This window comes from Streptomyces sp. NPDC038707, from assembly GCF_040636485.1.
In the GTDB taxonomy this organism is placed as follows: domain Bacteria; phylum Actinomycetota; class Actinomycetes; order Streptomycetales; family Streptomycetaceae; genus Streptomyces.
On record NZ_JBEZUP010000058.1, the window covers coordinates 1 to 21,858 of the forward strand.

A 21,858-nucleotide genomic window follows, 5' to 3' on the forward strand; every position below is an offset into this window, starting at 1 on the left:
TTGTCGGAGTCGGAGAAAGTGCTCGGAAACCGCCCCCAGCGCCAGTAAAACCGCAGGTCATTCAGCCTGCTCCCCGCGCCCGCGGGGATGGTCCCCGCACCGGGTACGTCACCATCGCCTCCCAGCCCTGCTCCCCGCGCCTGCGGGGATGGTCCCCGTGAAGGTGGCCGTCGACGGCGCCTCGAAGGCTGCTCCCCGCGCCTGCGGGGATGGTCCCGGTCGGCGGGGTGTCCGGCGTGCGCTCGGACTCTGCTCCCCGCGCCTGCGGGGATGGTCCCACCGCAGCCCACAAAGGCGCTAGACGCACGAGCTGCTCCCCGCGCCTGCGGGGATGGTCCCTGGAGAAGAAGACGCTGATGCGTGGCCGGGGCCTGCTCCCCGCGCCTGCGGGGATGGTCCCAAGATCCAGTACCCCGACGTGGTCGGCATGTACTGCTCCCCGCGCCTGCGGGGATGGTCCCTCAGTCTTTCCGCTCAGGCCACGACCGGGGTTCTGCTCCCCGCGCCTGCGGGGATGGTCCCGCTACTGGCACCTGTACACGACGACCGACCCCCTGCTCCCCGCGCCTGCGGGGATGGTCCCGACGTCCCGCCGGAAGTGCTCGGCGTGATCCACTGCTCCCCGCGCCTGCGGGGATGGTCCCCAGATCCAGGTCGGAGCGAGCGTCAGTCCGGACTGCTCCCCGCGCCGGCGGGGATGGTCCCGCTGGATGGCGCGGCGAGCAACTCGTCATCGCCTGCTCCCCGCGCCTGCGGGGATGGTCCCGACGCCTTGCTCCGGCTCTTCCTGATCGGGCCCTGCTCCCCGCGCCTGCGGGGATGGTCCCCAGTGCTCCGCGATCAACGGCGAGGGCGTGAACTGCTCCCCGCGCCTGCGGGGATGGTCCCGTCCCGGACCGGGTGCCGCTCACCAGGTTCGCCTGCTCCCCGCGCCTGCGGGGATGGTCCCGCGCACCGAGTGGCGATCCTGGAGCACGGCAACTGCTCCCCGCGCCTGCGGGGATGGTCCCCGTCCGTCGTGTGGCACGCGTTCCGTCTGCTGCTGCTCCCCGCGCCTGCGGGGATGGTCCCACGTGCACGAGCCGCCCGGCAGGTTGTCCGGGCTGCTCCCCGCGCCTGCGGGGATGGTCCCACTGACCGGTTCATCGCGGACCTCGAAGGACCCTGCTCCCCGCGCCTGCGGGGATGGTCCCTCGATCCCGGGGTGGGCGGCGTGGTACTCGGCCTGCTCCCCGCGCCTGCGGGGATGGTCCCCGGCTGAACCGGCTTGGACCACGCTTGGATCTCTGCTCCCCGCGCCCGCGGGGATGGTTCCTCGATCGTCCAGATCCGATTGGCGTCGAACTGCTGCTCCCCGCGCCTGCGAGGATGGTCCCCCCCCCAAGCGCCATGAGCTTGAGCTGATCATCGGCTGCTCCCCGCGCCCGCGGGGATGGTCCCATCTGTAACCGGGGCGCCCGCTCGATGGGTGTCTGCTCCCCGTGCCCGCGGGGATGGTCCCGGCAAGAAGGGCACCACGGTCGCCGCTGGCGCCCGTTCCCCGCACCCACGGGATGGTCCCCGTCTCGCCGGGCACGTCCTCGGCAGGCTCGCCTGCTCCCCGCACCTGCGGGGATCGTCGGGCGGTTCCGAAGCGGACGCCTCTGCTCCCCGCAAGGATGGTCCCCTCCACCCCTGGTGGCGCGGGAACCGCGAGATCTGCTCCCCGCGCCTGCGGGGATGGTCCCCAGGAGGCGGGGACGGCGAACTCGTCACTGAACTGCTCCCCGCGCCTGCTGGCCACCCTGTCCTTCGTCGAGTCCAAGGCCAACGCGGCCCTGCTGGGGGCGCCCGGGGTCGGCAAGACCCACATCGCCGTCGCCCTCGCGGTCGCCGCATGCCGGGCCGGCTACTCGATCTACTTCACTGGCCTCGACGACATGGTCCGCAACCTCAAAGCCGCCGAAGCCGCCGGACGCCTGCTCAATAAGCTCGGCACCTACCTGCGGCCCAGTGTCCTCGTCGTCGACGAGGTGGGATACCAGCCTTTGGAGCGGGCCGAGGCGAACCTGGTCTTCCAGGTCATCTCCAAGCGCTATGAGAAGGGCTCGATCATCCTGACCTCGAACAAGACCTTCAGCGAATGGGGCCAGGTCTTCGGTGACGAGGTCCTCGCCACCGCCATCCTCGACCGTCTCCTGCACCACTGCGAAGTGATCTCCATCAACGGCCCCAGCTACCGGCTCAAGAACCGCCTCAAGGCCATCGAGCAGGAGACCGAAGTGGCCTGACAACTGGGGACGTTCGCCCGTACACAACTGGGGAGAGAAGGCCGTACGCCGACAGGCGGAAAGCCTGAGCCCGGTCAGGTGACGGAGCTGCCCGGGTCCAGCTTGGCCGTTACCTCGTCGAGGAGCCAGGCGCCTTCCCGCAGCACGTTGTCCGGGGTGGACTCGGCCTGGAGCAATTTCTGTGCGGCTGCGGTGAGGTCGTCGAGTTTCTGTTGGAAGAATGTTCTGGCAGAAGGCCGCGGTCCTGGGGGGAAGGATACGGTCCAGCTGAGGCCGCGGTGTTCGTCCAAGCCGAGTGCCGGCCGTTCGCTCGCGGATCCGAACTGCTTGCGGAAGTCGCCGACGATCTCTTCGACCGAGCTTCGGATGGGGTCGCTCAGGTTTTCCGCCGGAGCCGCCGGAGCCGCCGGAGCCGCCGGAGCCGCCGGAGCCGCCGGAGCCGCCGGAGCCGCCGGAGCCGCCGGAGCCGCCGGAGCCGTTGGAGCTGCCGGATCCTGCGGGCTCGGTGCGGCGGTCTGTTCGTCTGGCTGATCGGCGGCACCGGGGGAGCTGCTGGCGAGCCGCTGGCGTTCCAGTTCCTGCCGGCCGGCCGGCGTAAGACGGTAGACCTTGTGGCCGTTGGCCGTCTCGTGGCTGAGCAGGCCCTCGGTCTCCATCTGGCGCAGCCGTGGGTAGACGGTGCCGGGAGAGGGCCGGTAGACGCCGGCGGACCGTTCGCTCAGCTTGGTGAGCAATCCGTAACCGTGACTCGGCTGTTGCTCGAGCAGGGCCAGCAGGTGGAGCCGCATCTGACTGGGGGAGAAGCGACGGTTGTCGCTCATCTGCCTGTCCTCCTGGATGACTGGCGCCTATGGCTTCCTGCGTGCATGAGACGAGGCGAGGGAGTCCGAAGTCCGTTGTGGCGTCTGAGCTGGACTCCCTCGCCACCACACTCTATGTGAAGACCGATGACCTGCTCACCTCCGAACGCCGCTGGATCCGGTGCGATGAGCCGCGGGAGATCGCGCAGGAGAGGGGACTGAACCGGTGCGCGGTCACGAAGTACGTGCCAGGTGAGGTTTCGGCCGTTACGCCGGAGGAGCCGGCCGAGTGGCGGCAGCATCGGTGGGCGGTCGATGAGGGCGTTCCGCTCGTCGATGGCGATGCTCAGGCCGGGGGGAACGGCACACGCGCTGGCCGGCGGCGGGTCCCCTGACGGCTTCCAGCGGCTGTTGAACAGCAGTGTCCGGGACGCGGACGTCCTGCGGGACGCCATCCGTGCCCACGTGGCGGCTTCACCCGGCCGGCGAGGCTGCGGCCATCGGTCACGGCGGGCTTCACCCTCGTCGCTGTCGCCTTGGGGACCAGCACCGCCGCCATCGTGTGCGGCGTCACTGGCCGGCCGGGAGCCCGGTCCCGACGAGGCGAGTCCGCGCTCCGGGAGCCGGCCGCAAGCCGCCGCCCCGTCACCGCTGGGGGGACGGCTCGCCGCAGCCTGTCCGGCCCCGGCCGGAATTTCCTGCTGCCTCGTCTGCGCACCCGCTGGCACCGGATCGCCGAGTGGCCCGGTCGCCGGCTTCCGGTGGGTGGTCGGGGAGTGCGTCCGGGCTGCGAAGCACGCGCGCGGCCTCGACCAGTACGAAGTCCGCCGATACATCGGCCGGTACCGGCACATCGTCCTGGCCATGTCCCGCCCACGAGCTGGCCGCGGCCTCGTCACCCGCACACTGAAAGGGGCGGCCTGGCGAAGAAGACGCCAGGCCGCCCCCCGGTCGCCGCCACTGCCGAAACGCCTCTCAGAACACGGACCGCTGCCGGAGTGCTGATCCTTCGCATCCGTCATCTAGTGCGCGGTGACGGTGCCTTCGGCCTTGTCCAGGTTGCCGCCGTTGAGCAGTACGACGCGGCCGGAGACGCTACTGGCCCAGATGAAGGCGCTGCCGCTGCCGATGTCGCCCCTGGCCTTGTGGCGCCCCGGCATCCTGACCGGGACGATGTCCCTGAACTGACTGGTGACCTGTGCCTTGACGGACTCCAGGTGAACCCTGGCGTCAGCTGTCTCCGGCAGGCAGATGCTGATGTCACCCGACACACTGGACAGTTTCAGCGCGCGGGTTCTGCGGGGTGTGGCGTGCAGGGCGACTGTGCCGGACACCGACCGGATCTCGACGTCGCCGCTCAGGTTGATGGCGTCCACGTGTCCGGAGGAGGTCTCCACCTCCACCGCACCGGACAGCTGGTTCAGCGTGGTCCCGCCCTTTCCGTTGTGCACCTGGACCTCGCCCCGGCTGTCGCCGGCCAGTACGTCGGCGGACACGGACCACAGGTCGAGATTGCAGCGGCGTGGCACGGCCAGGTATATGACGACGTGCTGGGACGGCCGGTGGCGCAGGCGGCCTTTCGTGACCTGTTGCCAGTCGGTGCCATGGTGCCCCAGAAAGAGCAGACCGTCCCGGTGCTGGACGCCGATCGGGTGCTGGTCGATCTCGGACACGTCCAGCGTGACGTTGTCGTCGTCCGTCCCGATCACCTGGATGCGCCCTCTGGCGATGAAGGACCGGACGGTTGCCACCCCCTCCAGCGTCATGCGCTGCGGTCGGTCGATCTTCAAGTGCGTCATCGGGCTCCTTCGTATCCATGGACCGCCATGCCTGGTTCGGAGTCGATGAAGCCCCGGTGGGGATATCACTGACGGGGGGCAGCGGTATCCCCACCGAGGCGGCCAGTGGGCGGTTGCCTTGATCGGTGTCCGGTGCGGTCAGCTGCGGGCAGCGGGCATGCCGGTGCTCTGCTGGAGCTTCTTCGCCTCGTTGTGGGTGGTCTCCGCCGCGTGGCTGACGAAGTCGAGGACCAGTGCCAGCTCGTGGTCGGTGTAGCGGGCGCACAGCTCCATCATCGAGTCCGTTATCGAACCGAAGAATCCGACGACCTTGTCGGGCACGTCCGTGTTGACGACGATGATCACCTTTCGCCGGTCGTTCGGATCCTGCTCCCGGTTCACCAGCCCGGCCTTCTCGAGGCGGTTGATCACTCCGGTGATGGCGCCTGAGGTGAGTCCGGAGACCTCGGCCAGCCGGCCCGCGGTGACCGGCCCGGGGCCGGAAGCCGCGAGGTCGAGGCACTTCAAGTCAGTCGGGCTGATGCCCAGTCGGTCGGCGATCGCCTGGTGGAACAGGACGGTCTCGCCGCTGAGGCGGCGCAGCTTCCAGGAGAGCGCCCCGACGAGGTCCTCCCTGGGGGGCAAGCCAGTTGACATGTGTGCTAAAGCCTCCCTAATATCTTTGCTCGTAAGCTAAGATACTTCAGGGCGGCCAAGTTCTCAACCGTTCCGCTGCTTCTTCCGCCTCTCGCTGATCGAGGTCCGACTCTCCATCAGGCGGAAAACCGCTGCACATCCTGCCGGGTTGGGCCGACAAGCATGTGGCTGTCTCACCCGCGACTGTCCACACGCATGGCCGTCGGGCCTTGAGCAAGTAACGAGGAGACTGATGTGACTGCAACCGATGTGGACGTGCCCACCGGTCCCGGAGGCGGCGCTGCCCGGAACTCCCGACGATGGTGGGCACTTGTCGCCCTGCTCCTGGCGAGCTTCATGGACCTGCTCGACGGGACCATCGTGAACGTGGCCATCCCTTCACTCCAGAGGGACTTAGGGACGAGTGACTCCGACGCCCAGTGGGTGGCGTCCGGGTATGCGCTGGCGTTCGCCCTGGTGCTGATCACCGGTAGCCGGCTGGGAGACATCTTCGGCCGCAAGAACCTGTTCGTGATCGGCGTGGCCGGTTTCGTGCTCTCCTCGGCCCTCTGCGGAGCGGCCCAGGGCCCCGGGATGCTCATCGCCGCCCGCGTGCTGCAGGGCGCGATGGCCGCGATCATGGTGCCGCAGGTGCTCTCCACTCTGATGGCGACCTTCCCGCCCAAGGAAGGGGCCATGGTGGCCGGCATGTTCGGCGGGGTCTCCGGCCTCGCCGTGGTCAGCGGACCCATGCTCGGTGCGCTGCTGATCAAGGCCGACCTGTTCGGCCTGGAGTGGCGGTCGATCTTCCTGGTCAACATCCCGGTCGGGATCGCCGCGATGATCGGCGCCGCGCTGTACGTGCAGAACACCAAGTCCGAGCACGTGCAACGGGTCGACATCGTGGGCAGTCTGCTGGTCACGGCAGCCATGCTGCTGCTGGTCTACCCCCTGCTCAAGGGGCGGGACCTGGGGTGGCCCGCGTGGACGTACGTGTCCATGGCGATGTCGGTCCCGGTGCTCGCGCTCTTCGCCGTCGTGCAGATCCGCAAGGCCCGCGCCGGCAAGTCGCCGCTGGTCGAGATGAGCCTCTTCCGCAAACTCCCCTTCAACGCCGGTCTGCTCATCGCGTTCCTGTTCTTCGCCGGGCTGATCGGGTTCTTCTTCGTCTTCATGATGTACCTGCAGATCGGCCGCGGCTTCGAGGTCATGCACGCGGGTCTCACCGCCCTGCCCTGGTCGTTCGGCATGGCGATCGGTTCGGCGGTCTCCGGCGCGGTCCTCGCCCCCAGGCTCGGCCGCAAGCTGCTCAGCATCGGGGCGCTGGTCATGTGCGCCGCCTTCGCCGGGCTCGTCCTGACGCTGCACCACGAGGGCACCAGCGCCTCGTCCTGGCAGATGCTGCCCAGCCTGCTGGTCGCCGGCCTCGGCATGGGAGCCGTCGTCTCCTCGCTGTTCGGCATCGTGCTGGCGGCCGTGGAGCCGCGCGAGATCGGGTCCGCATCGGGTCTGGTGAACGCCATCACCCAGGTCGGGGCCTCGGCCGGCATCGCGGTCCTCGGTGTCGTCTTCTTCTCGCTGCTCGGGTCCCAGTCCACCGGCACCGCGGACCGGGTGGCCCCGCAGCTGAGGGCCGAGATGTCGGCGGCGCACGTGACCGGCACGGTTCAGGACCAGGTGATCGTGGTCTTCCGGTCCTGCTACCACGACCGGATGGTGGCGAAGGACCCGTCGCAGACGCCCGCGAGCTGCCGCGGTGTCCACTCAGGACAGGGGGCGACCGCCCAGGTGCCGCACTCCGTCAGCAAGCGGATGGCAGCGGTGTTCGAGGACGCCGGCTCCCGGGCGAACGCCGAGAACTTCACCCTGGCGCTCCAGCGCACCCTGTACTGCGCGGCAGGAGCCATGCTGCTGGTCTTCCTGCTCTCCTTCCTCCTCCCGGCCCGCGCGCGGAAGTGGGGATAAGCACCGGGAGCACTGATCGCGGCGGCCGGGACCCCGGTGTCCTGGCCGCCGCGACCAGCCGCCGTGCCCGGGCCCCTAACGTCCCCACAGACGTTCGAAGACGTGGTAGGACACCGAGCGCGGCAGGACCTTGCTCAGCTTGATCGCCGCCCGGTAGTGCCGCCCGGGGATACAGACCGGTACCCCGGACCGCACCGCTGCGATCGCCTCGCGGGCCACCTCCTCCCGGTCGAGCCAGACGAACTCCGGCAGGCGGACGCTGCGCATTCCGCCGTGCGCTCCGCCCTCACCGCGCCGGACGAAACCGGGGCAGAGCACCGTGGCATGGACACCGGACGTGCGTGCCTCGCAGTACAACGTCTCCGTCATCGACGTGAGGAAGGCCTTGGTCGCGGCATAGGTCGCGCCCTGGGGCTGAGGGAGGAAGCCGGCAATGGACGAGACGTTGAGGATGCCGCCGTGCCGACGGGGGATCATGGTGGACAGCGCCGCGTGGGTCAGCCGCAGCGGCGCCAGGACGTTGAGGTCCACCTTCCCCAGTTCGTACTCCAGCGGCTGGTTGGCGAGCGGCCGGGGAGGACGCGAGCCCGCACCGGCGTTGTTGACCAGCAGGTCGATCGGACGGCCGGGGTCGGTCAGCCGCTCGGCGACCGCGGCCAGTTCCTCCGGCACGGTGAGGTCGGCCGTCAGTACCTCGACGGACACCTGGTAGCGGCTACGGAGTTCCTCGGCCAGGTCCTCAAGGCGGTCGCCGCGCCTCGCGACCACCACGACATCGGCTCCCTGCTGCGCCAGTCGCCGGGCCAGGCTCTGACCGATACCGCTGGACGCCCCGGTCACCAGGGCGGATGTGTAGGCCACCATCCCGTGCCACCTCGTCTCTCGCCGGGCGCTCGCCAACCGGGCGGAGACGGAGCGCACGCCATCGTATGGGCGAAGATGCTGGCCGATGGAGCTAGTGCTCTGACCACATAGGTTGGCCGGGTTGGGTGTCCGAGCGGTTGGATGAGCGGTGACGTCCGATCTGACCGCTGGGGGTGTGGTGGCTGAGCCTGTCCGTGTGCGCAGGTTGACCGACCAGGAAGGGCAGAAGCTGCAGCAGATCGTGCGCCGGGGCAGCACCAGTTCGGTGCGTTACCGGCGTGCAATGATGCTGCTGGCCTCGGCTGGTGGGAACCGGGTGCCGGTGATCGCGAAATTGGTGCAGGCCGACGAGGACACGGTCCGGGACGTGATCCACCGGTTCAACGAGATCGGTCTGGCCTGCTTGGACCCTCGGTGGGCGGGAGGCCGTCCCCGCCTTCTCAGTCCTGACGACGAGGACTTCGTCGTCCAGACGGCCACCACCCGACCGACCAAGCTCGGGCAGCCCTCTCCCGCTGGTCCATCCGCAAACTGGTCGCCTACCTGCGCACAGTCCACGGCCGGGGCATCCGGATCGGCCGCGAGGCCTTACGTGGTCTGCTCGCCCGCCGTGGCATCATCTTCCAGCGCACCAAGACGTGGAAGGAATCGCCGGACCCGGACCGTGAGACGAAGCTGGACCGGATCGAGGAGGTCCTCGACCGCTTCCCGGACCGGGTATTCGCCTTCGACGAGTTCGGCCCGCTCGGGACCCGGCCCACCGCGGGCTCGGGCTGGGCAGAACGCAAACGCCCCGATCGACTGCCGGCCACCTACCACCGCTCGCACGGCGTGCGGTACTTCCATGGCTGCTACTCGGTCGGCGACGACACCCTGTGGGGCGTCAACCGCCGCAAGAAGGGCGCCGCGAACACAGTGGCCGCGCTCAGATCAATCCGCGCGGCCCGCCCGGACGGCGCCCCAATCTACGTCATCCTGGACAACCTGTCCGCCCACAAGGGCGCCGACATTCGCCGCTGGGCGAAGAAACACAAGGTCGAACTGTGCTTCACCCCGACCTACGCGTCCTGGGCCAACCCGATCGAGGCCCACTTCGGACCACTGCGGCAATTCACCATCGCCAACTCCAACCACCCCGACCACACCATCCAGACCTGGGCCCTGCACGCCTACCTGCGCTGGCGCAACACCAACGCCCGCCACCCGGACCTCCTCGCGGCCCAGCGCAAGGAACGCGCCCGCATCCGCAGCGAGAAAGGCATCCGCCGGGGCGGACGGCCCCCATCAACGGCGGCTTGAACGATCGAACAGCACAGCCGCACCACAACCTGCCTTGCGAGGAGAACCGCATGGACCACCAAGACATTCAGGTCGCCGTGGCGGAGATGCTGGAGATACTGGGGCCTCGCACGGACGAAGACTGGACGGTGCCGGCCGGCCCGCTGGAGTGGAGCTGCCGGCAGACAGCCGCACACATCGGCCACGACCTGCTGGCCTACGCGGGCCAGCTCGCCGCGCGCCCGGCCGACGCCTACCTCCCCTTCGATCTGCAAGTGCGACCCACCGCCTCGCCTGCCGAGGTACTGCAGGTGGCCGCCGCCTGCGGCGGGCTACTCGGCAGCGCGCTGGCCACCACCGACCCGGGCCTGCGGGCCTGGCACTGGGGGCCTTGCGACCCGACGGGGTTCGCGGCGATGGGCGTCGCCGAGATCCTGCTGCACACCCACGACATCACCCGCGGATTGGGCGTGGACTGGCTGCCGCCGGCACCGCTATGCGCGGCCGTGCTCGAGCGGCTGTTCCCCGACGCCCCGCCCGGCGAGCCCGTCCGAGTGCTGCTGTGGTGCACCGGACGCGGGGACCTGGACGGTCTACCCCGCCGGACGTCGTGGGTGTGGAAGGCGGCACGGCTCGACTGAGCGCACTCAACTCGGTGAACCTATGTGGTCACAGCACTAGCGCGCTGCTGGACAGCGGTAAGGCGGCGCAGAAACCACTGCGAAGCCCCGCCGATTGCGATGAGCCGGCCCGCGGGCGGGAGTTGCGGACTCCCGCCGGCCGATGACAGCGACGGTCACCAGAACCCGAGGCAGGGACTGAACCCCGGCTTCGGCCGTCCACCCGAGGTTTTTGGTCTGATTGACGCGAAACGTTCTGTTCGGACACGCGTCCATCGAACTGCTAGTGCGCTTACCGAGCATCGGGGCCGCGGGCGCGGGGATCACCATGGACAGCGCGGAGAAGCAGAACGGCGTTCATGAGATCCGGAAGGCGACTCTCGAACTCCTCGACAACCCCATCCACGCGCGAAACGCGCGGCGGCTGCGCGACGAGATGCGGGCGATGCCGTCGCCCGGTGACACCGTCGCCGGACTGGAGCGGCTGACCGCCGCTTTCTGACGGTCGGCCGTCGCCGCGCCACCGTCGGGACGAGGGGCTGTGCGGGCCCCTCGTCCCGACGCGGTTTTTGTCGTCGCCCACGACGGCGGTGTGTTCCTGCCTCCCCGCGGCCCTCGTGACTGAGCCCGAACCCGCCCTTCGCGCGAGATGTGTTCTTTGGGGCGAAGCCCCCACATACAGGGCGAAGATCGTGTGCAGGGCCGCCGCAGAGCGCCACCGCCACCGCCTTCGCCTCCTCGGCCGTGCCCCTCTGACCAGCCCGTCTCCCGCCGGACGCCCCATGGAGGGTGTGATGGCGCCCGGAGCAAGCCGCAGTACCGCCGGTGGCCGCAGCGGTGGCGCCAGCGGCGGTCCAGCGACCTGCCAGAGCGCTGCACCAGGCTCGAGGGCGCAGGGCTGGCCGTCTCGAGAAAGGACCGGAACGGCATGGAGATCGTCGGTGACGGCTTCATAGCACGCCACCTGCGCCCATTGGCCCACCGGCATCCCGGCACCGTGGTCTTCGCTGCTGGCGTGTCGAGTGCCGGGTCGGTGGCCGAGGAGCAGTTCGCACGTGAGGCGGACCTGCTCTACACGGTCATCCGGCGTTGCACGGCCGACGGGCGGCGACTGGTGTACCTCTCGACCTGTTCGGCGGGCATGTACGGCGCCCGGGACAGCAGGGGCCGGGAGGACGAACCGGTCTTCCCCGGCTCGGCGTACGCGCGTCACAAACTGGCCATGGAAGCGGTCCTGGCGGCTTCCCGGGCCGCACACCTCGTCTTCCGGGTGACCCACCTGGCCGGTCCGGGGCAACGGGCACACCAGTTGCTCCCGGGGCTGACCGAACAGATCGGCAGCGGCTCCCTCCAGGTGTACCGCGGTGCCTACCGCGACCTGCTCGACATCGACGACGCCGTATCGATCTTCGACGCGCTGATGACGGTCGCCGAGCTGCCGCAGGTGGTCAACGTGGCCTCCGGCACCTCGGTCCCGGTCGAGGACATCGTCGAGCACATCGAACGGTCGCTGGGCACCGTGGCGCGCAAGACCTACCGCCAGGTCGCCGGCGCGTACACCGTCTCGGTCGATCGGCTCGCACAAGCGGTGCCGGAGGTGGCCAGGCGGGTCCGTCGGGCGGACTACTACCGCACAGTCATCGATCGCTATCTGAGCGCGACACGCCCGTCGGCTCCGGCAGCAACCGAAGGGAACCGATGATGACCGCACGCCTGCTCGCGACCGAGCGCCGGCACAGCCGCATCCTCGGCGTAGGCACCTACCGGCCCCGCCGGGTGGTGACCAACGCGGAGATCTGCGAGCGCATCGACTCCACCGAGGAGTGGATCGAGACGCGCTCCGGCATTGTCGCCCGGCATTTCGCGTCGCCCGGCGAGACTCTGCCGGTGATGGCCGCGGCGGCCGGCGCCGAGGCCTTGGCACACGCGAGCCTGGAACCGGGGCAGATCGACTGCGTGATCGTGGCGAGCATGTCGCACCTGGTCCAGACCCCGGCACTCGCCGTGGCCGTGGCCGTGGCCGATGCGCTGGGCGCACGGCATGCGGCCGCCTTCGACCTCGGTTCGGCATGCGCCGGCTTCTGCCAGGCACTGGCGGTTGCCGGTGACCTGGTGTCGTCGGGCGGAGCCGGACACGTCCTGGTGATCGGCGCGGAACGAATGACCGACATCGTCGAGCCGACCGACCGTGGCATCGCGTTTCTCTTCGCGGACGGAGCCGGCGCGGTGGCGGTCGGCCCGTCCGCCGAGCCTGGGATCGGACCGGCGGTGCGCGGGGCCGACGGCACCTACGCGAAGGCCCTGCGGATGGACGGCGACTGGGGCTCGGCCAGCAACGACCCGAGCCTGCCGCGGCCGTACATGAGGATGGACGGCCGCAGCGTGTTCCGCTGGGCGGTCGGCCAGATAGTGCCCGCGGCGCGGCGCGCCATGGCGGCCGCGGGGGTGCGCCCCGAGGAACTGGCCGCCTTCGTCCCGCACCAGGCGAACCTGCGGATGACCGAGATCATGGTCGACCGTCTCGGCCTGCCGGACTCGGTGCAGGTGGCGACGGACGTGACGGTCAGCGGCAACACGTCGGCGGCCTCGATCCCGCTCGCGATGGAGCGGCTGCTGAGCGAGGGCACGGTGCACAGCGGAGAGCCGGCGCTGCTGATCGGGTTCGGTGCGGGCCTGAACTACGCGGGACAAGTCGCCCTGATGCCGTGACACCGGCGACTGCCGTACGTCACAGCGCGCAAACACCGGTACAGAAGGAGGAGAGACAATGCGGGTATTCACTGCGGCGGACTTCCAGAGGAACGTCGACGCCTGTGTGGGCGTCGATGACGCGGTCGTCTTCGACGAGTCCAACCTGGAGGTCGAGTTCATCGACCTCGGGCTGGACTCGCTGGCCGTCTACGAGGTGTTCACGCGTCTGGAGGAGGACCTGGCATTCCCCATCCCGGACGAGGACATCGACAGCCTCAAGACCCTCGGTGCGGTCCTGAGGTACGTGGAGGGTCGGCTCGCCGAGACCCGGCAGGCGGGCTGAACGACCGACTCGCCGGGCCCAGGATGTCGATCCTGGGCCCGGCGAGTTCGTGGTGGGCGCCGAGTCCGTCGCAACCGCCCGTGCACGACGAGACCGGTGACGAGTCCCGACCGCTGGGTCAGGCTGACGCCTCACCGATCACCGCGGCGTCGAAGTCGCCCTTCCCGGCGGCGATGGCCCGCTCGAAGTAGGCCGATGCGGTCTCGGTCACGGTCAGCTCCAGGTCCCGGGCCTCCTCGACCACCAGGCGCAGATCCTTGTGCATCAGGCTGGTCCGGAAAGCCGCCGGCTGGAACTCGCCGCTGCGCATGAGGCCGGCGCGGAACGACATGACCTTGGAACTGAACCCGCTTGCCCCGATCGCGGCCAGCAGCAGGTCACGATCCAGGCCGGCCCGCTCGCCGTACCGCACCGCATCGGCCAGCGAGGCGACCTGAGCCCCCAGCAGGAGGTTGAAGGCCAGCTTCATGGCCGGCGCCCGGCCGACCGGTCCCAGCGGGACGACGCTGCTGCCCAGAGCCGTGAGCACGGGCCTGGCCGCCTCGATGTCCTCCGGTGTGCCGGAGGTGAGCACGCGCATCGAGCCCTCGCGTGCCTGCGACGGATTGCCGATGACGCAGGCATCGATCCAGTGTGCGCCCGTCTTCTCCACCCGCGCACTCGCGTCGAGGGCGTACTTCGGCGAGACGGTGGAGGTGTTGACCACCAGAACATCCGTTCGCAACTCGATGCGGTTGAAGAGGATCTCCTCGACCGCGCCCTCGTCGGCCATGCTGAGCACGAGGACTTGGGCTGCGGCCGCGGCCTGGGCCGCGGAGTCGGCCAACTCGGCGCCGGCCTCCGCGACGGGCAGCGCCCGCTCCCTGGTCCGGTTGTACACGGTGACCCGGAACCCGGAGTCGAGCAGGCGGAGCGCCATTCCGCTGCCCAGGCTGCCGAGCCCGATGAAGGCGATGTGACGGCCGGTCATCTATGACCCTTCCAGTGACGTGTCCGTGGCGGTCCGGCCGCGAACAGGAGAGTTCGAACGTGTGAGGGGACGAACTCAGAGCTTGGCGAGGATCTCCGGCGGCAGGCTGTCCACCAAGACGATCAACTGGGATCTGATCCGCCAGCAGTACGACCAGACCGTGAAGTACACCACCGCCCTGCGCCGCTTCACCCGCGGCGGCCCCAAGCACCCCACCTACCAGGCGATCGAGGAACTCGGGCGGGCCGTACGGACGGCGTTCGTGTGCGACTACCTCGCCGACGTCGAGCTGCGCCAGGAGATCCACGAAGGACTCCAGGTGGTGGAGAACTGGAACAGCGGGAATAAGGACCTCTTCTACGGCAAGGACGGCGACCTGGCCGGACAGGACAAAGAATCCCAGGAGGTGTCCATGCTCGCCCCTCCACCTCCTCCAGTCCGCCCTCGTGCATGTCACCATGCTGCTGATGCAGCAGATCCTCGCCGACGAGAAGTGGGCCGACACCCTCACCGACGCCGACCGGCGGGACCTGTCCCCGCTTTCTGGACCCATGTCAATCCGTACGGCCGGTTCGAGTTGGACATGAACAGCCGCCTCGACCTGGACCTCACCCGGAACACAACGGTCCCCGGGCCACGCACGCCCGGCGGCGAGACGGCCGTTACCCCGGCGTGAACGGGCTACCTCAGCCGACGTCGTGGATGGAGGCACCATCGCACAGGCCCTGGTCTTCAATACAGTGGTGGACCAGGCTGTGCAGCCGGGACAAGATCGTGAGGTCAAGTGTCTGAGCGCCGTGTTCGTTTAAGGGTTCGCCAGGTGGGACCGCGCCCGCCTCTGCCCCAGCTCTCTGGTGCAGATCCCACCCACGGAGACTCATCCCCGACTTCTGGTCCAGACACCGCCCGAGAACCCACCAGGCTCCAGCGGCTTGTCAGGGGGTATCGCAGGTCTGATGTGGCCAAGCACACCGCGGTTCTCGCCGCGGTCGTAGCTGCGGCAAGCCTTGCGATCACAGCATGGGGAACGTACAAGGCTGCTCAGGTCGCAGACGATCAGCTTGCCCAGTCACGCGAGAACAACGAAAACGACGAGCGCGCACAAGCCTCCCGCATCTCGATGTGGACCGAAGGCAACCAGCCGACGCGTATCGTCCTTGCCAACCGCTCCCTGGATCCCGCATGGGCCTCCATATACTTCGATGACCCGACCTTGCCCATGGGCCTCTCCCAGCCGGCCGGGGTCCTCCCGCCTTGCAGTCGCCTAGACGTTCCCGTTGCGAAGCTCTACGTGGATCCAGAAAACATCCTGGGTTCCGGGCTGAGGCTCGCATTTGTGGACGCCAACGGAAGAGCTTGGACCCGCGCCGCAGGGGGAGGACTGCGAGGACCGGAATGGCCGAACAGCGTGAGCGTCACCACCAAAGGCAAAACCACCATGTGGGCGACCGAAAAAGACGTAGAGGTCAAGACGCTCTCTGAATGCGGCCAAGCAGCTCACCCGAACCAGTAGTCCCAGCTCGGACACCCAAAAGCAAGTCACTCACCGGTAGGTTCCGGGGGCTCAACTCTTGCGGCGGGCGGCGGGGTCGCGTTCGGCGACGTGTCGGGCGACTGCGTCGACGCCGGGGCGGGCGTACCGCTCCAGGGAGCGGACGGAGGCGTGGCGGGAGCGGGCCAGCAGCATCGGGGTGGAGGTGCCGTCCTCAGCGTCGTGGGTCAGGGCGCTGTGGCGGAGCCGGTGCAGGGTCCAGCCGTCCAGGTCCTCGACGTCCTCGGGCGCGGCGAGGGGGTTGGCCAGCAGCCGGGTGGCTTCCTCCGGCGGCCAGGGCCTGGAAGACGGTGAACCGCGCGTCGGTGGCCTCGTGCTGGTGGTGGTTGATGCGGGCCAGCTCCTGGCCGTACGTGTCGGCGTCGTGCTGCTCGGTGCTCACGGGGTGCCTCCCTTGTCGTGGTGGGTGCGGTTGGCGACCCAGTCCGGATCGCGTACGGGCGTCGGTGCTCGGGTCTCGGTGGCCGGGGCGCGCATGATGCGCCAGCTGGTGCGCGGAGCGGTGACGGCGTGGGCCAGGACGACGACGGCTTGTGTGAAGTGCCGTTGCGATGCCAGCGTAGTGGTCTCATTACTGAGCCAGCGTCAGGTTGATGGCATCGACCCTTTGAGCTGTGTCACTGTAGTTGTGCTCGATGGCATGGCTGTGACGTCGCCAGTGGCAGGACATGACATCTCTGCTGGACAGCGTGGTGACACTTCCCATCCGGCACGCCGACAAGCCGACACCGTCGAAGCAGAAGCAGGCACGCACCGCCTCGCACACCGCCGCGCTCTCCGACATGCGGGGGCACGGCCTGTCCGAGAACGGCGGCTCCACCGAGACGGGCGACACCCTGCGCAACCTGACCCCCAAGGGCTTGCAGGCCGCCTCCTACGAGCTGAACCGGCCGGTGACGGAGATGGGCTCTACCGCGCGCGGCGCGGGCTCCAGCGGCGCTGCTCACCCGATGGCCGTCAACGAGACCGTGATCGCACTGCTGCGCCCGAAGCCGAACATGGCCAGGCTCGCCAAGGACGCGACCGAAGTCCGGGCCGCCGCCCAGGCCGCCGTCGACTCACCGGACGGCATCGGCACCATCGCATCCTTCTGGACCGAGGTCCCGCTCCCGGCGACCGGCACCTGGAACGCGCCCGGCAAGGGCGGCGCCCAGGCCGACATCGTCCTGACCGCCCCGCAGGACGGGGTGCCGCTGCTGTTGTTCATCGAGGTCGACAACTGCCACGAGACCGCCGAGGAGCTCGCCGCCAAGCTGGAGAAGTACGCCCGCTTCTTCCGGCGGAAGGTGAAGGACACCGACGGCATAGAGCGCCCGATGTGGCGCACGCGCTGGACGGTCCCCTTGGGCCGGTATGGCGATGAGCCGCATCCGCCCGTGCTGCTGGTGTTCAACCGCATCGGCGAGCGCAACCCCGACCGCACCGCCCCGCGCCTGCAAGAGCTGACCCGCCACCTGTGGCAGGGGGAGCGGCAGCGCGGCGGCCACCATCTCTACGACAGGAGGGTCCCGATCGTCGCGGTCGGGCTGAACCAGCTGCGCCAGCACGGCCCGGCCGGCCCGGTCTTCCTCCGCTTCGGCCGCGACCACATGGAGCCGCTCCTGGACGCGATCGGCAACCCGCGCCTCGAGGCTGCCGCGGCCCGCGAGGAAGATGAGGCCAAGGTCCGTCGGGCGGAGTTCCAGGCGCAGGTGCGGCGGGCGGCTCAGGAGCAGGCGGCGAAGAAGGCCGCCGAAGCCGCACGGGAAGCCGCCCAGCGCGAGGCCCGCCGGCCTGCCTGCGCCAGCTGCGGGACGCGGTTCACCGACGAACGCTGGGAGGCCGCCGAGAAGACGGACTGGGGAGTCCCCGTCGACACCCACCCGCAGCTGTGCGAGGGGTGCAAGCACCAGGCTGTCGCCGCCGCCCAGGAGGCCGACCATCCGGAGCCGCTTCCCGACTGGGCGAGGCAGACGGATTTCCTGCGTTACCCCCGTCGTCCGCGCTGCACCGAGTGCAAGGCGGCGTTCACCAACGAGCGGTGGAAGGCGGTGAACCGCACCGGCTGGGGTCCCGTTCCCATGGAGGCCCGTCCGACGCTGTGCGGGGACTGCGACCAGCGGGAGAGGGAAGGAATCGAGCAGTCCTGGATCGAGCTGGGCTGGACGGGCAGGTCCCAGGAGCAGGAGCAGGAGCAGGAGCAGGAGCAGGCCGCGCCCGAGCAGAAGGCCGGGGGCCGCTGGTTCTCCCGCTTCCGCCGGTGACGTACCCGCACCCCGGCTGTCAGCGGCGGCTGCCAGGCTGAAGGCATGGACCGTGAAGACGAACAGCTGCTGCGCCGCCGGGTCTACGGCGCCGACCACGACGACCCCGATCCCGGCCCGCTCCCGCACCGGACCTACGCCGAACTGGTCGGCGGGCCGCTGGACGGCCTGCTGCTCGACATCACCGGCTGGCGGGCCGAGGGAGTCAACGGCGGCGTCGCCCTGTCCACCGCGCTCGTGCGGTGGCCCGGCGGCCGCGCCCTGTACGACCCGCGCCCCGGCGAACCGCGCACACCCGGCCCCGGGGTGAGCTGCCGCTTCTACCGCTCCGGCGACACGCCCTGACCATGACGGCAAGGAAGAGCCCTCGCACCCGACGTTCAGGGTGCGAGGCCGCCCTCGGCGCGTCTCCTGCCCGCCGGGCGGGCCGCCGCCGGGGACCAGGTCCAGGGCGCCGCGTTCGGCGGGGGAGCCGGTTGCGGGCCGGATGCCCGGCGCCGGCCGCTGGGCGGCCGAGGGCGGTAGGTGCCCGTCGTGCTGCGGGGATTTCAAAAATCGGCCCTCGTCCGAGGCGCCCGGCTTCCGGATCGCCGACCCCGGGGCCGGGTGCCGGGGTCGTCGCTGAACCATGCCGGCCGCCCAGGTGCCGGCCGGGCTGGGCGTGGGCGATCCACAGGGGCAGTCCGGGGGCGGGTGTGGCCGTTGCGGAACTCAGCCAGCGGTGGGCGCGGGAATGTAGGTGTCGAGGATCGACCCGGCCCGGCGGGCGGAACAGGCACCGAAGACCTCGTGCCAACGCGTGGGACGGACGGACCCATCCGACGTCGACAGCCCACCCAAGGCCCTACACAGGCCGTATGAAACGCAGCCGAGAAGAGACCGCACCCCAGGACCTGCCGGGCGACCTGTGGCACGCCCTGTCCCAGCTCCACCACACCCACCCTGCCCCCGTGGGCCGCGTCGGACAACTCGCCCGCCCGGCCGGGCTGCTGTCCTTCACCGCGGCCGCCGACACCATCCTCGCGGCCAGGGTGCAACTGACCGGCGCGGAGACGATGCAGGAGGTGAACGACACGCTCCGCGCGATGACCGGTGACCTCCCCCACGCTCACTTCACCGGGCCCGGCGTCGCCCTGGAGCTCACCCTCAGCAGACGCCAGGATCTCTCGGTCCACGAGGCGCACGTCGCCGGCCTCACCCGGCTTTTCCGGCACGCGGCCGGCACCATCGGTGCCTGCAGCACGCCGGGAGGCGGCCGGTGCTTCCACTGCGGCGGGACGGGACGTGCCCGACCCCTGTGGGAGCCGGCTGCCGGGCAGGCGTGAGCGACACGTCAAGAAGAACGCCCGCGCCCCGGGCCGCCCTTCTGGACGGCGTGGGACGCGGGCGGGCGCAAGGACCTCGGAGGCTCACGCCGGAACAGACGTCGGTTCCGGGCGCAGCGCTGCAAAGCGGAGAGCGCCGGCCCTTCTCCACCGTGCGCAGCTGCTCCCAGTCGACTTCCGGGTGCGCAGCGGGCACCGCGTCGACGGAGGCGGTCGTGTAGAGCGCGACGTCGACGGCGCTGGCCCGGCTGGTGCCGAAGCGCACCTCGATCGACTGCGGGGAGCGGACCCACCCGAGCCGGACCAGCCCAGAGCATGCACTGAGGGTCAGCTCGATGGCCGCCCACGTCGTGGGCCACGGCTCGGTGAAGGTGCCGCCGTACCGGGAACGGAGGTAGGGGACGCTGTCGCGTACGTCGGTGAGCACGGCCTGGCAGCCTCGCAACGTGTCGCGGACCAGGCCCCCCACTCCGGCCGTGGGAGGCACCGTTGCGCCGGTCACTGGGCGCTCTCCTGCGGCGTCTCGTTCTGCGCCCGGCGACGGCGGATGCGTCGCTGGACGGCGTCGATCGCGTGCGCGCTGCCTTCGCCGTCCTCGATGCGGGCCTGGTAGTCCGCCCAGTCGTGTGCGGTCCAGTGGCCAGCCCGGCCGGGAAGTCGTCGGCGCTGATCACTGGCCGGTCTCCACGGCCGGGACGCCGTACATGGCCGCACACGGGGCGCAGGCGTACAGGGGGGCATCGCGCAGTATCGGCACCGGGAAGCGGGGGTTGGGGGTTCCGCTGCACCAGCAGCAGGAGCGGCCTGTGATCTGCTGCGTGCTCAGCCGCTCGCGGTGGATCGCCGGGGCGTCCACGTAGGCGCCGGCAAGGGGCTGGGGCGGCGTGCTGCGCGTCGTCATGTCGGGTGCCTCGCGCTCGCGGTCGAAAAGCCTGCGGGCGGCCGCCTTGCACGGGGGAACGGGAGACAGCCGCCGGCGCCTGCGGTGTTCGCCGGGGGCGCGTGTCCAGTCCAACGCCGGGGCGTGGGCAACGGGTAGGAAAAGTCGGCCGGTTGTTACTCGCGGTGACCGGAAATTTTGGCGGGGCGGGATCCCCGCAACCTCTCCACGCTGTACGAGCACGCGGCTACGGTGAGTGCGTGGAAGGAAATTTCCGGTTGCAGGCCCACATGGTCGATCACGCCTTCAAGCAGGGCGTGCTGGCCGACAGGGTGAACGAGGAGCTGAAGGCGGCCGGTCACAACGGGACCGTCGGTGACCGCACGGTCCGCAACTGGGTGACCGGAAAAACCCGTTGGCCGCACCAGCGCCAGCGAGACGCCCTCACGGCAGTATTCGGATGCACCCCCGCTTGCCTCGGTTTCTATCCCCCGGGCATGCCCGCACCGCCCAGCGAGGACCTCTCAGCCATGCTCCGCCGCCGCTTTTGCACCGCCGCCACGTCCACCGCCGCAGCAACCGCCCTGCCGGGTGCCGGCACCCGCCACACCAGCGTGGGCACCTCCGATGTACTGCGCCTGCGGGACGGACTGGACCGGCTCACCGCGCTCGACCAAAGACGCGGCGGACACGCCGCTCTCGAACGCGCCGCGCTCGCCGGCGCGGCCGAGGCCGTGGACCTCCAGGACCGGTCCGCCTCGCAGAGGGTCCGGCAACGGCTGTTCGGTGTCGCCGCCGACTACGCCACGGCCGCCGCCTGGTCGTGCATCGACGCCCGCCAGCTCGACCGCGCCCGCAGCCACGTGAACGAGGCGCTGAAACTGGCCGGGCTGTCACAGGACCCCGTGACCCTCATGCGGGTGTGGAACTCCACCGCGATCCTCGCCCGCCAGCTCGGCCAGTACGCCGAAGGCGTGGCAGCGGCACAGGCCGCCCAGTCCTGCGCCATCACGCGCCGTGACCCGCTGTTCGGATCCCTCGCGCACGCCCGGACCGCGGTGGGACACGCCTACCGGGGCGACCGGCAGGCCGCCATCCGTTCCATCGGATACGCCGAAGAGGCCCTCGTGCGAGCCGAGCCACGCCCCCGTCCGTCCTGGATCGCCTTCTACGGGCCCGCGGAACTGCACGCCCTGACCGGGGTGGTCCGCAGCCGTCTGGGCCAGCCCGCAGAGGCGGAAGCCGCCTCACACCGGGCCCTGTCCGCGCTGCCGGCCTCCTTCCGGCGCAACCGCGCCATGACCATCGTGGATCTCGCTATCGCCCAGCTCCACCAGGGCGACGCCGAACACGCCTGCGCGACGTCCGAGGAAGCGTTCGCCCTGATGTCGGGCAGCCCGCTGCCGGGCCGCCTGCGAGTCCTCCTCGGCGACTTCTACCGTGATCTCCTCACACTCGCGCCCTCCACCACAGTGGCGCGCGAGTGGGCCGACCGTTACCGATCCGAATGGAGCCTCGCGTGACCACGGCACCCGTCATCGACCTGCACCGCTACGGCCACACCGACCTCCCCGGCATCCGGCAGACCCTGCTCGACGTCCATGCCATCGCCTACTACGAGCGCAGGCACGAGGAGTTCGTCC

General features: G+C 70.0%; 20 protein-coding genes, 3 pseudogenes and 1 CRISPR repeat array. Of the genes and pseudogenes, 15 read left to right on the forward strand and 8 right to left on the reverse strand.

Features of this window, described 5'->3' with window-relative positions:
• Positions 1-66 precede the first annotated feature (66 nt).
• Positions 67-1,562: direct repeats of the CRISPR family, unit length 29 nt; unit sequence CTGCTCCCCGCGCCTGCGGGGATGGTCCC.
• A gap of 213 nt (positions 1,563-1,775) precedes the next feature.
• Positions 1,776-2,270: pseudogene (istB, locus tag AB0E62_RS38440) on the forward strand (IS21-like element helper ATPase IstB); the annotation flags it as partial.
• A gap of 74 nt (positions 2,271-2,344) precedes the next feature.
• Here istB and AB0E62_RS38445 read toward each other — a convergent pair.
• The gene (locus AB0E62_RS38445) at positions 2,345-3,091 is read right to left on the reverse strand and encodes a PadR family transcriptional regulator (RefSeq protein WP_362205271.1); all 747 of its coding nucleotides are present in this window, start codon (positions 3,089-3,091) and stop codon (positions 2,345-2,347) included.
• Positions 3,092-3,168: 77 nt separating this feature from the next.
• Here AB0E62_RS38445 and AB0E62_RS38450 point away from each other — a divergent pair, with 77 nt between their 5' ends.
• On the forward strand, positions 3,169-3,465 hold the full coding sequence (locus AB0E62_RS38450) for a hypothetical protein (RefSeq protein ID WP_362205274.1): 297 nt from the start codon (positions 3,169-3,171) through the stop codon (positions 3,463-3,465).
• A gap of 627 nt (positions 3,466-4,092) precedes the next feature.
• Here the strand turns inward: AB0E62_RS38450 and AB0E62_RS38455 are convergent.
• Positions 4,093-4,869, reverse strand: coding sequence for a DUF4097 family beta strand repeat-containing protein (locus tag AB0E62_RS38455; protein WP_362205277.1), 777 nt, complete (start codon positions 4,867-4,869; stop codon positions 4,093-4,095).
• A 138-nt stretch (positions 4,870-5,007) separates the two neighbouring features.
• Entirely contained in the window at positions 5,008-5,505 is a 498-nt protein-coding gene (locus tag AB0E62_RS38460; protein ID WP_362205280.1) for a MarR family transcriptional regulator, read from the reverse strand.
• Between the two features lie 234 nt (positions 5,506-5,739).
• On the opposite strand from AB0E62_RS38460, the gene AB0E62_RS38465 reads away from it, so the two are divergent.
• On the forward strand, positions 5,740-7,449 hold the full coding sequence (locus AB0E62_RS38465; protein WP_362205283.1) for an MFS transporter: 1,710 nt from the start codon (positions 5,740-5,742) through the stop codon (positions 7,447-7,449).
• A gap of 75 nt (positions 7,450-7,524) precedes the next feature.
• On the opposite strand, the gene AB0E62_RS38470 is transcribed toward AB0E62_RS38465, so the two are convergent.
• The gene (locus AB0E62_RS38470; protein ID WP_362205286.1) at positions 7,525-8,313 is read right to left on the reverse strand and encodes an SDR family oxidoreductase; all 789 of its coding nucleotides are present in this window, start codon (positions 8,311-8,313) and stop codon (positions 7,525-7,527) included.
• A 178-nt stretch (positions 8,314-8,491) separates the two neighbouring features.
• Here AB0E62_RS38470 and AB0E62_RS38475 point away from each other — a divergent pair.
• From AB0E62_RS38475 to AB0E62_RS38500, 6 genes and pseudogenes are all read left to right on the forward strand, one after another.
• Positions 8,492-9,612, forward strand: a pseudogene (locus tag AB0E62_RS38475) (IS630 family transposase).
• Positions 9,613-9,662: 50 nt separating this feature from the next.
• Complete coding sequence (locus tag AB0E62_RS38480; RefSeq protein ID WP_362205289.1) at positions 9,663-10,232, forward strand: maleylpyruvate isomerase N-terminal domain-containing protein; 570 nt, start codon at positions 9,663-9,665, stop codon at positions 10,230-10,232.
• Positions 10,233-10,452: 220 nt separating this feature from the next.
• Positions 10,453-10,713: a hypothetical protein gene (locus AB0E62_RS38485; RefSeq protein WP_362205292.1), complete on the forward strand. Its 261-nt coding sequence runs from the start codon at positions 10,453-10,455 to the stop codon at positions 10,711-10,713.
• A gap of 426 nt (positions 10,714-11,139) precedes the next feature.
• Positions 11,140-11,913, forward strand: coding sequence for an NAD-dependent epimerase/dehydratase family protein (locus AB0E62_RS38490; protein WP_362205295.1), 774 nt, complete (start codon positions 11,140-11,142; stop codon positions 11,911-11,913).
• Positions 11,913-12,920 (forward strand): beta-ketoacyl-ACP synthase 3, encoded by a 1,008-nt coding sequence (locus AB0E62_RS38495; protein WP_362205298.1) that lies wholly within the window; start codon positions 11,913-11,915, stop codon positions 12,918-12,920. Before AB0E62_RS38490 ends, AB0E62_RS38495 begins: the two co-directional genes overlap by 1 nt.
• A 58-nt stretch (positions 12,921-12,978) precedes the next feature.
• On the forward strand, positions 12,979-13,245 hold the full coding sequence (locus AB0E62_RS38500) for an acyl carrier protein (protein WP_362205301.1): 267 nt from the start codon (positions 12,979-12,981) through the stop codon (positions 13,243-13,245).
• A 118-nt stretch (positions 13,246-13,363) separates the two neighbouring features.
• Here AB0E62_RS38500 and AB0E62_RS38505 read toward each other — a convergent pair whose 3' ends face one another.
• Positions 13,364-14,215, reverse strand: coding sequence for an NAD(P)-dependent oxidoreductase (locus AB0E62_RS38505; RefSeq protein WP_362205304.1), 852 nt, complete (start codon positions 14,213-14,215; stop codon positions 13,364-13,366).
• Positions 14,216-14,297: 82 nt separating this feature from the next.
• Here AB0E62_RS38505 and AB0E62_RS38510 point away from each other — a divergent pair, with 82 nt between their 5' ends.
• The gene (locus tag AB0E62_RS38510) at positions 14,298-14,891 is read left to right on the forward strand and encodes a Tn3 family transposase (protein ID WP_362205307.1); all 594 of its coding nucleotides are present in this window, start codon (positions 14,298-14,300) and stop codon (positions 14,889-14,891) included.
• 282 nt (positions 14,892-15,173) lie between these two features.
• Complete coding sequence (locus AB0E62_RS38515) at positions 15,174-15,728, forward strand: hypothetical protein (protein ID WP_362205310.1); 555 nt, start codon at positions 15,174-15,176, stop codon at positions 15,726-15,728.
• A 51-nt stretch (positions 15,729-15,779) separates the two neighbouring features.
• On the opposite strand, the gene AB0E62_RS38520 is transcribed toward AB0E62_RS38515, so the two are convergent.
• Positions 15,780-15,902 (reverse strand): PmrA, encoded by a 123-nt coding sequence (locus AB0E62_RS38520; RefSeq protein WP_362205313.1) that lies wholly within the window; start codon positions 15,900-15,902, stop codon positions 15,780-15,782.
• Positions 15,903-16,435: 533 nt separating this feature from the next.
• On the opposite strand from AB0E62_RS38520, the gene AB0E62_RS38525 reads away from it, so the two are divergent.
• The 3 genes from AB0E62_RS38525 to AB0E62_RS38535 all read left to right on the forward strand — a co-directional run bounded on the left by AB0E62_RS38525 (position 16,436) and on the right by AB0E62_RS38535 (position 19,335).
• Positions 16,436-18,010, forward strand: a complete 1,575-nt coding sequence (locus AB0E62_RS38525) for a replication-relaxation family protein (protein WP_362205316.1) — start codon at positions 16,436-16,438, stop codon at positions 18,008-18,010.
• A 45-nt stretch (positions 18,011-18,055) separates the two neighbouring features.
• Positions 18,056-18,355, forward strand: a complete 300-nt coding sequence (locus AB0E62_RS38530; protein ID WP_362205319.1) for a hypothetical protein — start codon at positions 18,056-18,058, stop codon at positions 18,353-18,355.
• 512 nt (positions 18,356-18,867) lie between these two features.
• Positions 18,868-19,335, forward strand: coding sequence for a hypothetical protein (locus tag AB0E62_RS38535; RefSeq protein ID WP_362205321.1), 468 nt, complete (start codon positions 18,868-18,870; stop codon positions 19,333-19,335).
• 124 nt (positions 19,336-19,459) lie between these two features.
• Here AB0E62_RS38535 and AB0E62_RS38540 read toward each other — a convergent pair.
• Both AB0E62_RS38540 and AB0E62_RS38545 read right to left on the reverse strand, forming a co-directional pair.
• A pseudogene (locus tag AB0E62_RS38540) lies at positions 19,460-19,642 on the reverse strand (hypothetical protein); the annotation flags it as partial.
• A gap of 363 nt (positions 19,643-20,005) precedes the next feature.
• On the reverse strand, positions 20,006-20,236 hold the full coding sequence (locus tag AB0E62_RS38545; RefSeq protein WP_362205324.1) for a hypothetical protein: 231 nt from the start codon (positions 20,234-20,236) through the stop codon (positions 20,006-20,008).
• A 239-nt stretch (positions 20,237-20,475) separates the two neighbouring features.
• Between AB0E62_RS38545 and AB0E62_RS38550 the strand changes: the two genes are divergently transcribed.
• Entirely contained in the window at positions 20,476-21,738 is a 1,263-nt protein-coding gene (locus tag AB0E62_RS38550) for a hypothetical protein (protein ID WP_362205327.1), read from the forward strand.
• Positions 21,739-21,858 lie beyond the last annotated feature (120 nt).